At 69.9% G+C, this 13,169-nt stretch carries 11 protein-coding genes and 1 tRNA gene; 5 read left to right on the top strand and 7 right to left on the bottom strand.

The genetic code is table 11. The features are described from left to right. The first annotated feature begins 25 nt into the window (after positions 1 to 25). Positions 26 to 733: a hypothetical protein gene (locus AVP41_RS11085; RefSeq protein ID WP_231902734.1), complete on the top strand. Its 708-nt coding sequence runs from the start codon at positions 26 to 28 to the stop codon at positions 731 to 733. Between the two features lie 298 nt (positions 734 to 1,031). Then, positions 1,032 to 1,439, top strand: a complete 408-nt coding sequence (locus AVP41_RS11080) for a dehydrogenase (protein WP_067164323.1) — start codon at positions 1,032 to 1,034, stop codon at positions 1,437 to 1,439. A gap of 18 nt (positions 1,440 to 1,457) precedes the next feature. On the opposite strand, the gene radA is transcribed toward AVP41_RS11080, so the two are convergent. The 3 genes from radA to AVP41_RS11065 are packed head-to-tail and all read right to left on the bottom strand — an operon-like array spanning position 1,458 to position 5,203. Then, positions 1,458 to 2,816, bottom strand: a complete 1,359-nt coding sequence (radA, locus tag AVP41_RS11075; protein WP_067164322.1) for a DNA repair protein RadA — start codon at positions 2,814 to 2,816, stop codon at positions 1,458 to 1,460. A gap of 51 nt (positions 2,817 to 2,867) precedes the next feature. Then, a complete protein-coding gene (locus AVP41_RS11070) occupies positions 2,868 to 3,821 on the bottom strand; it encodes an L-lactate dehydrogenase (protein WP_067164320.1) in 954 nt (317 codons plus the stop codon). After that, positions 3,818 to 5,203, bottom strand: a complete 1,386-nt coding sequence (locus AVP41_RS11065; protein ID WP_067164318.1) for an MFS transporter — start codon at positions 5,201 to 5,203, stop codon at positions 3,818 to 3,820. The genes AVP41_RS11070 and AVP41_RS11065 overlap by 4 nt, the downstream gene beginning before the upstream one ends. Before the next feature lie 284 nt (positions 5,204 to 5,487). Between AVP41_RS11065 and AVP41_RS11060 the strand changes: the two genes are divergently transcribed. The 3 genes from AVP41_RS11060 (at position 5,488) to AVP41_RS11055 (ending at position 6,661) form a co-directional block, all read left to right on the top strand. Then, positions 5,488 to 5,578 (top strand) — tRNA-Ser (locus AVP41_RS11060). A gap of 220 nt (positions 5,579 to 5,798) precedes the next feature. Next, complete coding sequence (locus tag AVP41_RS16665; protein WP_157532461.1) at positions 5,799 to 5,954, top strand: hypothetical protein; 156 nt, start codon at positions 5,799 to 5,801, stop codon at positions 5,952 to 5,954. A gap of 197 nt (positions 5,955 to 6,151) precedes the next feature. Continuing rightward, the gene (locus AVP41_RS11055; protein WP_067164315.1) at positions 6,152 to 6,661 is read left to right on the top strand and encodes an Hsp20/alpha crystallin family protein; all 510 of its coding nucleotides are present in this window, start codon (positions 6,152 to 6,154) and stop codon (positions 6,659 to 6,661) included. Between the two features lie 270 nt (positions 6,662 to 6,931). On the opposite strand, the gene AVP41_RS11050 is transcribed toward AVP41_RS11055, so the two are convergent. The 4 genes from AVP41_RS11050 to AVP41_RS11035 all read right to left on the bottom strand — a co-directional run bounded on the left by AVP41_RS11050 (position 6,932) and on the right by AVP41_RS11035 (position 12,662). Then, positions 6,932 to 7,264, bottom strand: a complete 333-nt coding sequence (locus tag AVP41_RS11050; RefSeq protein ID WP_067164313.1) for a DUF7882 family protein — start codon at positions 7,262 to 7,264, stop codon at positions 6,932 to 6,934. 173 nt (positions 7,265 to 7,437) lie between these two features. After that, the gene (locus AVP41_RS11045) at positions 7,438 to 7,776 is read right to left on the bottom strand and encodes a hypothetical protein (RefSeq protein ID WP_067164311.1); all 339 of its coding nucleotides are present in this window, start codon (positions 7,774 to 7,776) and stop codon (positions 7,438 to 7,440) included. A 171-nt stretch (positions 7,777 to 7,947) separates the two neighbouring features. Then, positions 7,948 to 11,811 carry a DUF7507 domain-containing protein gene (locus tag AVP41_RS11040; protein ID WP_157532460.1) on the bottom strand — a complete coding sequence of 1,288 codons (3,864 nt, stop codon included), beginning with the start codon at positions 11,809 to 11,811 and terminating at the stop codon, positions 7,948 to 7,950. Between the two features lie 107 nt (positions 11,812 to 11,918). Then, positions 11,919 to 12,662: an RNA polymerase sigma factor gene (locus AVP41_RS11035; RefSeq protein WP_197464318.1), complete on the bottom strand. Its 744-nt coding sequence runs from the start codon at positions 12,660 to 12,662 to the stop codon at positions 11,919 to 11,921. Positions 12,663 to 13,169: the final 507 nt, after the last annotated feature.

Genomic DNA, 13,169 nt, shown 5'->3' with positions numbered 1-13,169 from the left:
CGGCGGCTCGACATAGCCTGAAGGGGTGACCTCGCCACCCGTCCGCCGGCATTCGCCTGCCGTGTACCGGCGCCGCCGCCTGGCCGTCGTCGTGGTGCTCCTGCTGATCGTGGGTGGGGCGGTCGCGCTCGCCGTCTGGCAGCCGTGGCGTGGCTGGGGCGGGGGAGATCCCGCCGGCGCGGCGCCGACCGCCGCACCCCGCGACACTCCCCGGGCGACCCCGACGGGAACCGCGTCCGCCGGCGTCCCCACGCCCACCCTGTCCGCACCCACCCCCTCTGCGCCTGCTTCGCCGAAGCCGTCGTCGCCCTCACCCGGCCCCTCGCCGAGTTCGATCGCGGTGTGCTCGCCGGGCGAGGTGACGGTGACGGCGAAGACCGACAAAGGGTCTTACGGCGGCGGAGAGAAGCCGCAGTTGACGATCTCCGTGGTCAACGAGAGCGACGCGCCGTGCGTCATGAACGTCGGGACGGCGACGCAGTCGTTCATCATCGAGAGCGGCTCCGACACCTGGTGGCGGTCGACCGACTGCCAGTCCGATTCGAGTGATCAGGTGGTGCAGCTCGATCCCGGCAAGGAGGTCGCGACGGTCACGCCGCTCGTGTGGGATCGCACCCGCTCGTCGGTCGACACCTGCGGCAAAGACCGCCAGAAGGCACTGCCGGGGTACTACACGCTCACCGTCTCCATCGGTGGCGTGGACTCGGAGGCTGCCCAGTTCCGACTCCGATGAGAGCTTTTGGCCCGGAGGACACTCCGGGCGCTGAGAAGATTCTCATGAATTGTCCCCCAAATGGTGGACACAAACATGCGCTCATATGCGTACTCTGTTATTAGCTCCCGCAGGGCTGGCCCCGGTGTCCCCAGCACCGGTTATCGAGATCAACCCCAGAGATCTCGTCTCAGGCTCCGGCCCGCGGTGAGCGTAGGGCCCTCTCGAGTTTCCCAGTCCCCAATGGGGGGATCGAGAGGGCCCACCTCTTTGCCCGCCCTCCGCCGCGTGTGGCCGGGAGGGATCGTAGGCTGGAGGAATGGCCGGCAAGAAGCGTTCCCGCGGCAAAGATCCGATCGAGTTCCGCAATCCGCAGCTGGCCGATGCGCTGCAGACGCAGGACATGGCCGCGCTGGCCTTCGCGCTCCGTCACGGGCCCACCGTCGTCCCGTTGATGAAGCCGGGGGCCCGCGACAACCCGCTCGACACGGGCGAGGTGTGGACGTTCCGCGATCCGAACACCGGCCAGGTGGCGCTCCTGCTCTTCAGCGATGCGGCCCACAAGCCCGCGGCACTGCCCCCGGCGGTGGCGCTGCAGTCGCCCGGGTGGTTGCGCGCCTTCCTCGGCGTCCACGGCGATGAGATCACGACGGTGATCTTCGACGTCGCCGGCCCGCACCCGATGCAGGCGTCGCCGGCCGACATCATCGCCGCACTCGACGTCTGACCCAGGGGCACCGCCGACCTAGAAGCCCGGCTCGTCCCCCGGCTCGGGACGCTGATGACGAGAGACGTCGGTGAGGGCGCCCGCCAGATCCCGCGACGACGTGTCGACGACCGTGCGATAGCCGAGCCGATCGGCCTCGGCCCGGCGCTGGGCGTGCTGGGTGACCGGACGGATCTCGCCGGACAGACTCAGCTCTCCGACAGCGACCAGGCGCGGCGGGTTGGGGCGATCGCGCACGGCAGAAGCCACCGCGAGGGCGATCGCGAGATCTGCGGCCGGCTCGGTGAGGCGCACACCGCCGACGGTCGACACGTAGACGTCGTGCGTGGAGACGGCGATCCGGGCGCGCTTCTCGAGCACCGCGAGGATCATGGCCACCCGGGCCGAGTCGACGCCACTGACGATCCGACGCGGATTGGGCGCGGCGCTCGGAATGGTGAGGGCCTGCACCTCGACGGGAATCGCGCGGCGCCCTTCCAAGGCCACCGTGATGCACGACCCCGGTTGGCGGGAGCCGTGACCGAGGAAGAGGCTGCTCGGGTCGGGAACCTCGGTGATGCCATCCCCGGTCATGTCGAAACAGCCCACCTCGTCGGTGGCGCCAAAACGGTTCTTGAGGGCGCGAACAAACCGCAGCGACGTCTGACGGTCGCCCTCGAAGTGGCAGACGACATCGACGAGGTGCTCGAGGATGCGCGGGCCGGCGATCGAACCGTCTTTGGTCACGTGCCCGACGATGATCACCGGCAGGTCGCGTTCCTTCGCGATGCGGATCAACGTCGAGGCGACCTCGCGCACCTGGCTCGGATGCCCCGCGACACCGTCGGAGAGCGCGGACGACACCGTCTGCACGGAGTCGACGATGAGCAGTTCGGGGGCGACGTCGTCGATGTGACCGAGGATCGTGGCGAGGTCGGTCTCGCTCGCGAGGAAGAGCTCGTCGTGCAGCGCGCCGGTGCGCTCGGCGCGCAAGCGCACCTGACCGAGCGACTCCTCTGCGCTCGCATAGAGCACACGACGCCCGGCGCGCGCACTCTGCGCCGCCACCTCGAGGAGCAGCGTGGACTTGCCGACGCCCGGCTCGCCCGACAACAGAATGGCGGCACCGGGCACGACCCCGCCGCCGAGCACCCGGTCGAACTCGCCGACGCCGCTCGTGCGCCTCGGGGTCTCGGACGTGTCGATCGACGTGATCGGCTGGGCCGCGCGCAACGGAGTCGACGCCGTGACCGAGGTGACGATTCCGGTCTGCGTGGCGGCCTCCACGACGGTGCCCCATTGCTGGCACTCACCGCATCGACCGACCCACTTCGACGTCGTCCACCCGCATTCGGTGCAACGGTAAGCCGTCGTCGTCGCGGTGCGTCGGGAAGCCATGGCCTCAGCGTACGCGCCGCCGCCGACACCGCAGCCGCGGGCTGTGGACGGTCAGCGCAAGGAGTCCGCGACGTCGCGCAGCGCGCCCGCCGAGTGCTGCAGCAGCTCCACCTCGTCGTCGGCGAACATCGTCTCCCGGATCGGCACCGCACCCCGGCTGCTGACGATCGACGGCACCGAGAGAGCGACGCCCGAGACGCCGTGGAAGTCGTCCAGCACGGTGGAAACGGGCATGACGGCGTGCTCGTCCTCCAGGATCGCCTCGACGATCCGCGCGCTCGACAGGCCGATCGCGTAGTTCGTGGCGCCCTTGCCCTGGATCACCTTGTACGCCGCGTCGCGGACGTCGACGGCGATCTGGTCGAGCTCCTCGACGGTGAACTTCGGCTGGCCGTCCAGCGGCACCCAGTCCAGGATCGGGACGGTGCCGATCGTGGCGTGCGACCACAGCGGGAACTCGGTGTCGCCGTGCTCGCCGACGATGTACGCGTGGACGCTCGAGATCGACACGCCCGCGCGCTGGGCGATCTTCCAGCGCAGGCGCGATGTGTCCAGCACGGTGCCCGACGCGAAGATCCGCTCCGAGGGGAGTCCCGTCGCCTCCTGGGCCAGCACCGTGAGGACGTCGCACGGGTTGGTCACGATGACGAAGACGGCGTCGGGGGCCACCTCGAGCAGCTGCGGCATCATCGTCTTGAGGATGTGGGCATTGACCCCCGCCAGCTCGGTGCGGGTCTGCCCCGGCTTCTGCTTCGCCCCGGCGGTGATCACGACGACGTGCGAGCCCCTCGCGACCGAGATGTCCGCACCGCCGATGATGTCGCTCGACCCGGTGAACTGGGCGCCGTGGGCGAGGTCGAGCACCTCAGCCTCGGTCTTCTCGGCCGCGATGTCGTACAGGGCGACGTGCCGCGCCGAGCCCCGGATGAGGGCGGCATAGGCGACGCTCGATCCGACAGCTCCGGCGCCGACGACGGTGAGTTTGGAGTTCTCGATCACGCTCATGCGTCAAGTCTGTCAGTCGCCGGTGTCTGCGGTAAGTCACGGACCCCGGCGAAGGAGACCACGGCACCCGCGACGAGCATCACCGCCGTCGCGATCGCCGCGCGGTGGAACCCGACGAGGTCGAGCGCTCCGCCCACGATCGTGCCGACGAGAGCCACCGACAGCAGCCCCGCGATGCGGGCGACGGCGTTGTTGACCGCCGAGGCGATGCCGGAGCGCTCCGTGGCGACGGAGCCGAGGATCGCGGCCGTGAGCGGGGACACGGTGATGCCGAGGCCGATCCCGAGCACCACCATCCCGGGAAGCACCTGCCACCAGTAGTCGAACGGGTCGGCGACAGCGAGGAGGAGGAGCGCACCCCCGGCCATGACGAGAGGGCCCACCGTCATGAACCCGCGGGCACCCCACCGCGCCGACAGCGCCCCCATCGACGGACTCAGCGCGATGAGGAGGACCGTCGTCGGGAGGCTCGCGAGCCCGGCGAGAGTCGCGGAGAGACCCGCGCCTTGCTGCAGGTAGACGCCGACCACGAAGCCGTTGAGCGTCAGGGCGGCGTAGACGAACAGCGTGGCCAGGTTCCCCGTCCAGAACGTGCGGATGCGCAAGAGCGACAGCGGCAGGATCGGGTGACGGGCCGTGCGCTGACGGAGGATGAAGACGACGAGCAGAGCGAGCCCGATCAGGAGGGTGGCCCAGACCCCCGGATGCTGCCAGCCGAGGGTGGGCTGCTCGACGAGGGCGAACACGACGCCGCCCAAGCCTGCCGCACACAGGATCGCGGCGAAGACGTCGACGCCGGCATCGGGTTGACGGTGGTCGCGGCTGTCGAAGCGGGCGAGGAGCCACAGCGTGATCGCGATCGGGAGGATGTTGATGAGGAACGCCCACCGCCACGACAGATAGTCGACGAAGACGCCGCCGAGAACCGGTCCCGCGAGCATGGCGCTGGTGGTGAGAGCCGTCCACAGCCCGATCGACCGCGCCTGCCGTTCGTGGGGGATCTGCGACGTGATGAGCGCGAGTGAGCTCGGGACGAGGAACGCCCCTGCCGCACCCTGCAGAGCTCGGGCGATGACGAGCACGAGCGGGTCGGGGGCGAGTCCGACCCCGAGCGAGGCGATCCCGAACCCGATGAGGCCGATACGGAGCACGAGCACCCGTCCGTACGCATCGCTGACGGAGCCGGCGACCAGGATGAGCGAACCGAGGGTGAGGAGGTAGGCGTCGACCGTCCACTGCTGCACCGTGAGTCCGCCGCCGAGTTCTCGCTCGATCGCGGGGAGGGCGACGTTGACGATCGTGCCGTCGAGGAAGGCCACCGTCGAGGCCAGCGCCGCGATCGCGACGACCAGGCGCTCGCGCGTCGGGGAGGATCCGGTCATGGCATCAACCTAGGTGACGGCGGGCCTGCCGTGGGCCGCGTGTGCGGTGAGCGGTGCGCGTGCGGCGTGGTCCGTGTCGCGCGTGCGAAAAGCAGGCGCGAACCTCGGGTTGAGACGGGGAGGGCGGTGGAGGGTCGGTCGAGCCTGCCTTTGGCCCGCGTCGAGGGATCACCGCAAGGACACGCGACGGGGGCGCGACGGGGCAACGACGCGGCGACGGGCGGCGGGCGGCGACGGATGGGGCGGGTTCGCGGCATCCCGTCCGATGACGTAAACTCTTCCGCGGTGACGTGTCCGAGCGGCCGAAGGTGCAACTCTCGAAAAGTTGTGTAGGGTAACCCCCTACCGTGGGTTCAAATCCCACCGTCACCGCCACAGAAAACCCCTGCCGAGGCAGGGGTTTTCGTTTGGAACGGCCAGCGCCAGAGCTCAGATCGCGGTCCCTGCCTCACAGAGCGGGTCCGGGTCCGGGCGCTGAAGGGTGGTCGCGAGGGCGCGCAACGGGCCAGCGCGAGGGACCAATGGCACTACACGCTCGCGGCATTGTGGACGAGGGTGTGTGATCCACGCACGCGTAACTGCCGTGAGGAGGATCATGACAAACCCCAAGACCAGCCGTCCGGCGTCGCTCATCGCGTATCGAGTCAGTCCCAGCGACCTGCATCTTCCGCCGACGGAGCCGATAGACATCACGGCGATCATCGCCGCCGAGCTGGCAGCTCGTCCCCCGCACGATTGTGTGGAGGAGTAGGGCTGCATGGCGATCATGATCGCTTCGTCCGCGGGGGAGGGACGAAGGTCCTCCGGGAGGCCGCTCCGCCCGTTCCCGGGGGACCAAAGGCTCTGCTGCCGCCGCCGGACATGCCGCACCCTGGGTCGTGCGCTGCTGGAGTGTGGCCCAGGAGCGGACCGGGGCGCTCGGCCCCACGAAGGCGAAAGGAAGAGACGATGGCACGCAATCTGGCACGGTTCGACCCCTTCTGGGGACTCGATGTGCTCCGCCGGGACCTCCTCGGCACCACCCTCCTGAGCACGAGCCGCGGAAAGACTCCGACGACCGATGTCTACACGAAGGGGGATGACGCGCTCGTCGTGGAGGCGCATCTGCCGAGCTTCGACGAGAAGGACGTCTCCGTGACTGTCGACAGCGGGGCCCTGGTGATCCAGGCGGAGCGGCGCGAGAAGGAGGAGGACAAGGGCAAGAACTATGTCGTCCGCGAAAGCTCCACCAGCTACTACCGCAGCATCGGGCTGCCGGAGCAGGCTGACGAGAGCGAGATCTCGGCGGACTTCACGAAGGGCGTCCTGACGGTGACGGTGCCCCTGCGCGGCGGCGCTTCCCCGCGCAGCATCGCGATCGGTTCGGAGACACGCCCGGCTGTCGCGGGCGCCAGCGAGACGGCGGACTCGATCGCGGCAGGCGCATCCCCGGAGGGGGAACAGAGCCGTCAGGGCTGACCGGGGGGGGCGTGCCGCGGGTTCGCGTGCGAAAAGCAGGCGCACCCGCGGCACGTGGGTGCGGCAGCGGCTCAGCAGTCGGTTGAGCCTGCTTTTCGCACGGGCTGCCCGCCCGAACCCCGTCGTGCGCCGGGCGCGAACCCCGTCGTGCGCCGCGGCCGCACCTGTGCGAAAAGCAGGCGCACCCGTCGTTTACCTACGCGGCGGCGGGGCTCCGGACGTCGGAGCCTGCTTTGCGCACGGGTGGAGTCGGAACGCGGGCGGACGGGGTCAGTCGAGGACGTCGGTCTCGGCAGCCTCGGCGCTGGGCGCGGGCTCGGGGACGATGTAGAGGCCACCGGGGGAGTTGGCGGTGATGGCGAGGGCCTCGATCCAGGCGCGATTGAGGGAGGGGCGACGACTGCCGAAGTAGCGGAAGCTCAGGTCGCCCTCCGGGTGGATCCAGACGCTGTAGCGCCCGTCGCCCACGCTGATGTCTTCCTTCCAGGTGAAGAAGAACGCCTCGCCTCGCCGCAGCTTGTTGCCGATCACCACCTGCAGATGGCTGAGGACGCGGTCCTCGAGCTCGATCTTGGTGTGGTTGTCGTAATGGAACCGTCCCATGGGGACTCCGTCCTGTCGATCCGGGCGGCGCGTGGGGGGTGCGAGGGGCGCACATCCTCGGACACGTCACCCGATCGTTGCGGTAGCCCCCCATGTTTCCGCACGTGGCCCGCTTCGGGCAGGGGGTTATGGACTGCGCTGCGGGGACCTATCATCCGCGTGCGCGGGAGGACTCACAGGTCGAACTCGTCGGGATCCACGATCACCGGGGGCTCACCGTCGAACACCGCGGTCGTCGGGGAGTCGAGGGCGCGGGCTCTCTTCCGGAGGTCGTCGACGACCGCGACATCCTCGATCTCGGGCCCACCCTCGGAGGTGTCCGCGGCCACGATCTGACTCGCAGGTCCGAGGAGGAGCGCGGCCGACCCGAGGGTCCCCGACCCTCGACGCACGGGGATCACCACTGTGTCGGCTCGGCGAGCGCCGGCGAGGGCAGCGGCGTAATCCAGCACCGCGGAGGCGATCTCGTCTCCGGTGTGGAGGGTGTCGCCGGCGTACGCGAGGGACTTCATGGCTCTGTTCTAGTCGTCGCTCCCCCGTCCATCGACCTGGTTGCGTGACGGGCTCGAACCAGGTAGGGGTTCGTCCGGTGGTGCCACCTTCGAGTCCGCCGCAGCCGGACCGCCGCAGCGCCCGGACACCCCTCGCAAGGGATGGCCGGGCGCTGCGCTGGGGGCGGGGTGTTACTCGATGGCGCGTCGACGACGGATCACGAGGAGCACTCCGGCGCCGATCAGCCCGAGCGCGACCACCAGGACACCGGTGGCGAGCACGCCGCCGGTGACGGCGAGGCCGTCGTCCTCGTCGCCGACGGTCGCGCGTGCGTCGTCGGAGGCGATGATCGTGCCGCCCAGGGGATCGTTGCCCGTCGCGGTGGCGACGTTCGTGATGTCCACCGTGGTGCGATCGAGCTCGAGTACCACCACGCGGGACTCGCCGGGGACGAGGTCGCCGACCTCCACCCGCTCATCGAGCTGGGGATCGTCGAGCACGACGTCGGTGAGCGGCGCGTTGCCCGTGTTGGTGACCGTGATCTGCCAGTACGTGGCGGTACCGGATGCGACCTCGACGGTCTCGGTCCACGGCCCGTCCTCCGACGTGGACACCAGCTTGTCGACGCTGATGCCCGACTCGACACCGAAGTACCACGAGTCGTCGGCGGACGAGAGCGTGCCCTCGCCGGCCGGGTCGTCCGCCTCGGCGGTGACCGTGTTGTGGTACTGGCCCACGATCGCCGTACCGGTGGCGGTGAGGGTGACGCTCTCACCCGACTCGAGGCTGTCGATGACGTCGGTGAAGACCGCCTCGCCGTCGGCGTCGACATCGGTCACGACCACGTCGGTCAGCGCCAGCTCACCGGTGTTGGTCACCGTGTAGGCCCACTCGACCTCGCTTCCCGGGGTCAGCCAGAGGCCTGGAGCGGAGTCGACGTCTTCGCCGTTGGTCGTCTTCACGATCGACAGCCCGGAGGCACCCGCGCGGTACCACGAGTCGTCGGTCGCCGGCTCGGGCTGCTGCGGCAGGGCCGCGTCGTCGCCGTCGACCGCGGTCGCGGTGGCCGTCGCGGTGTTCTGGTACTGACCCAGAACGGCCGTGCCCGTCGCCTGGAACGTGCGGGTCTCGCCCGGGAGGAGCGGGCCGGTCGCCGTGCTCGTCGCCGTGAGCGTGCCGGTGTCGCCGGCGCCGTCGGTGAAGGCGTCGGAGACGGCGACCTCGTCGAGGGCGACGTCACCGGTGTTGGTGACCTCGTACGTCCACGTGACCTCGGAGCCGACCGCGACGGACGCACCCGGTGCGGCCGAGTACTCGACGCCGTTCGTCTTCTTCAGCAGCGACAGGCTCGGGGCCGCGACGACGGTGACGGCCGCCTCGTTGGAGCCGAACTGGACCGGAGTGCCGCCGTAGGTGGCGGTCGCCGAGACCGTGTTCGTGTCGCGCTGACCGTAGGTGAGGTCACCGAGGTTCTCGGTGGGTACCGTCAGGGTGAAATCCGATCCGCTGGTGAGCGTGGGCACCGAGACGCGGAAGGCGGTCGCGCCCTCGGCCGTCGACGTCCACGTTCCGGTCGTGGCGCTGGTGGCATCGGTGGAGTACTCCACCGTCGCACCGTCCGGGGCGCCGGTCACGGCACCGGCGAGGCGGGTGTCGAAGTCGTCGCCGTCGGCCACGCTCGGCAGCTTGTCGAAGAACACCGCACCGCTCACGGGGTTGGGCAGGATGTCGTTGACGTAGATCTGCCAGAACGACGTCGCTCCGACCTCGGACTCCAGGGCCCACGGGCCCGTCTCCGAGGCGCTCGACAGCTTGGAGATCAGGAGGCCTCCCGCGGTGTTGATCGACACGTTCGACAGGGCGACGCCGACCGACGACCGCGCCGGGTCGAAGTCGTACACGTCGTCACCGAAGAACGGGCCGTAGCCCACCATCGGAACCGTCGCTGCCGCCGTGCCGCCGTCGGCTTCCGACAGGAAGCGCGGGTCGGCGACCGTCGCGTACGAGTACGCGGGCAGGGTCGAGTTGTCCGGGTCGTAGGCCTGGGCCAGGGCGATCACCGGGATCCGATAGCGCCATCCGCTGTTCTCCGCGGAGCGGTCGTTGGCCGTCGCCGGAGCGCGCATCGGCGGCAGCTCGTCGAACGCGAAGCGCACGACCTGCTGCTCGCATCCGTCGGCTCCGGTGACGCGCCCGGTGGTGTCCACCGTCGCGCCTGCGCCGAGCGCGGGCGTGGCCGGGATGCCGACGAGAGGCGACTGCACCGGCGTGATCGCCTGCGTCGTGTCGTAGAACACGCCGCAGGGCAGCACGACGCGCAGCTCCGAGTCGGTGTAGGTCTCCGACGGGTTCTGGTTGACGATCGCTGCCAGGTAGTCGCCGCTCGCACCGCCCACCGAGAGAGTGCCGGGGCCGCTCAGGGTGGTCGTGACGTAGACCGAGTCGGTGGGCGTCAAAGTGCTCGACGCCTCGCCGGTGAGGTCTCCGCCGGTCACGGTGACCGTGTTGGTCTGCGGGCCGGGCGAGGTGCCGGCGGGAGCCGACGACGGCTGGATGCCGTCCGCGACCGTGCGGAAGACCGGCTGGAAGCCCATCCGGACCTTCGCCTCCGAGCTCACCGGCACCGTCTCGGCGCCGGGAGCGATCGTCAGTCGCCATCCGGTGAGCGTCGAGCCCACGGGGAGGTTGAGGACGTCCTGCTGTGCGTTGGCCTGCCATCCGGCCGACCCGGTGTTCTGGACCGCCAGCACGAGGCTCTCGCCCGTCCGGCCGCTGGAGGTGGTGAAGTCCGTGAACTCGTTCCACGCGCTCGACCCGTTGATCTGGTACTCGAGTCGGTAGGGCAGGTCCTCCGCCGCGAGCCCCGTCGAGAAGGTGACGAAGATCTGCTGGATGTCGGTGTGCGAGAACCACGACGCGTTGGGAGAACCCGTGGCGCCCGAGTCGGTCAGCACGAGCTGGTCGATGTCGGGGGCATCGGACGGTCCGACGTACGAGCCGCCCGTGTAGGTGAGGTGGCTCAAGTAGCCGGCGGAGGTCGCGCCGCCCTCGGACTTGGATCCCACGACCCCGGTGCCTCCGTGGGGCTGGAAGGACGGTCCCTGCACCGTCGCCTCGTCGCCCTCGTGAGCGACGCCGTTCGCGTCGCGCGTGTCGAGTCCCACGGTGTTCACGGGGGGACGCTCGCCGTCCTCCCACCCGGGCACCGTGGCCGGGTAACGCACGGTCACCCAGATGCGCTGGCCACTGCGATCGAGCGGGTTGCCGTCGGGGCCGTACTGTCCGTTGCGCGTCCACGTGACGGTGGGCCACGCGCTCGTGTCCCAGCTGCCGCCGTCGAATTCGCCGGAGGTCGAGACCAGCTCGGCGCCCGCGGGGAACGTGTCGGTGAGCTGCTGCTGCCACGAGGTGAACGTGGTGGAGTCGTACGGCGTCACCGAGTAGACGTTGAACCGGTAGGTCACCGTCCGGTTGTCGCCGCCCGTGACGACTTCGAAGCCCTTGCTCGCGGTGTAGTCGTTGTTGCCGACGACGGTGGTCGTCACCTCCTCAGAGGTGACCGGGCCGCTGGGGCCGCCGGTGCCGGTGATGGAGGTGGTGAGGGGCATGCCCTCGTACTTGTTGGCGTAGTCGACGGGAGACACCGTGTAGACGATGGTCAGGAGCGGCTGCGTCGTGTCCTTCAGCGTGAGCACGAGCGTCCGCGTCGCGGCGTCGTACGTGTAGGACTCCACGGGAGAGTCGGTGCCCGTCGGAACCGATGCCAGCGTCACTCCGGCCGGCAGAACGGTGGTCAGCTCGACACCCGTGGCGGGGTTGGCGCTGTCGACCCCTTCGAACTCCAGCGTGGCGGAGTAGTTGAAGTTCCCGCCCGGTCCCGTCTGCTCGGGCGCATCGAGCGTGAGGGTGAAGTCACCCGTTGCCGCTTGCGCCGCGAGGGGAACGGTGAACAGCCCCGACAGCGCGACGGCGACGGCGACCACCCCCGCCATCCACGCCCGACGGGCGCGTCCTCGTGTGGGTGCGCCTCTGCGCTCCCCGCTGTGTGTGCTCATGAACCGGTTCCTCCCCCGAGTGCGATGGACACCGAGACGCGATGAGCGTCGTCGGTCGTTAACAAGACGAGCGGGTCCGTGGAACATCACCGCGGACCGCGCGCGGGTCAGCGGATGCTCGCCGCGACGGCGAGTCCACCGAGATTCGTGTACGCCTGAACTCCCGACCAGCACCCGCCGCACGCGCGGGCGGCAGCGAGCACAGCGTCCTCGAGGACGAGGGCGGCCCCGGAGGCCAGTCGCAGCGCGACGCTCGCCCGGTCCGTTCGGCAATCCGCGTCGGTACAGGCCCGGTGGAGGCACTCCGTCGCGAGCTCGAAGCGCAGTGCCGCTTTGGCGCGATAGAGGGCGGAACTGATCCGCCCCGCCGAGCGGCCGAGGTGGCCCGCGACCGCCTGCGGCTTCTCGCCGTCCACCACGATGTGGGTCAGCAGCATCCGTTGCTCGTCGGTGAGGCGGCCCATCGCCACGGCCACGATCGCATGGTCGAGCAGGGCGTGCACCCGTTCCGTCTCGTCGGGCAGGGTCAGCTCGAATCCCAGCGTGTCGAGCGCGACGTTGCGCGACCGCGGCGCCCGCACCTCGTCGCGGACCCGGTTGCGCATGGCCTGGGTGATGTACGCGTGGGTGTTCTCCACGGGGCCGCGCCCCTGCGTCCACTTCTCCCATGTGGACAGCAAGGCTGCCGCGAGCAGGTCCTCCGCGTCCATCGTTCGTCCGGCGATCGCGCGCGACGCGTTCCGCAGTGCCGGCATGCTCTGACTCAGCAGCGTCGACGCCGCGACGTGATCACCATCGTTCGTCGCCCGTGCGAGCGCACTCGCCTGGCTGGACAGCTCCTGCGATGCCACGGTCGCACGTTCTCTTGCGTGAACCATTTCTCCCCCTGCATCGGACGACGCGTCCGACCCCCTGGGAGAAGGAAATGCACTTCCGCGAGATCACAGCGGGGGCGGGGTGTGATTTCACCCGTCCGTTCACCCGCGGCGCGATGCTGCCGCAGGCGTGCGGGAGAAGGAGCGCAGGGGGCGCGCTCCTCCTCCCTCGCGGTGCTGCCGGGCGCCGTCATGGCGGTGCCCGGAGCAGGGGCGAACCCGCTCCGCCGAGGGCTGGGGATGTCCTCATCTACACGACGGGCCAGCGCCCGGAATCTCACGCGTCGGTGGTTCGTGGTCGATCTGCGAACCGGCGAACCCGGGTTCACGCGGCAGTGGTAGACAAGGGGTGCCGATCTGCGCATCAGCTTGCGCGCGAGGGGTCGATTCGCTAGCAGCGAGACCGATCGGCGCCCGAGCACGACCCGTGCCTAAGGGTTTTTCCGGCCCGTCGACGCACCCACGCCGGCGGACACGAAGGAG

Source organism: Microbacterium sp. TNHR37B (assembly GCF_001620065.1).
GTDB lineage: Bacteria > Actinomycetota > Actinomycetes > Actinomycetales > Microbacteriaceae > Microbacterium.
This window is presented reverse-complemented; position numbering and strand designations above follow the sequence as displayed.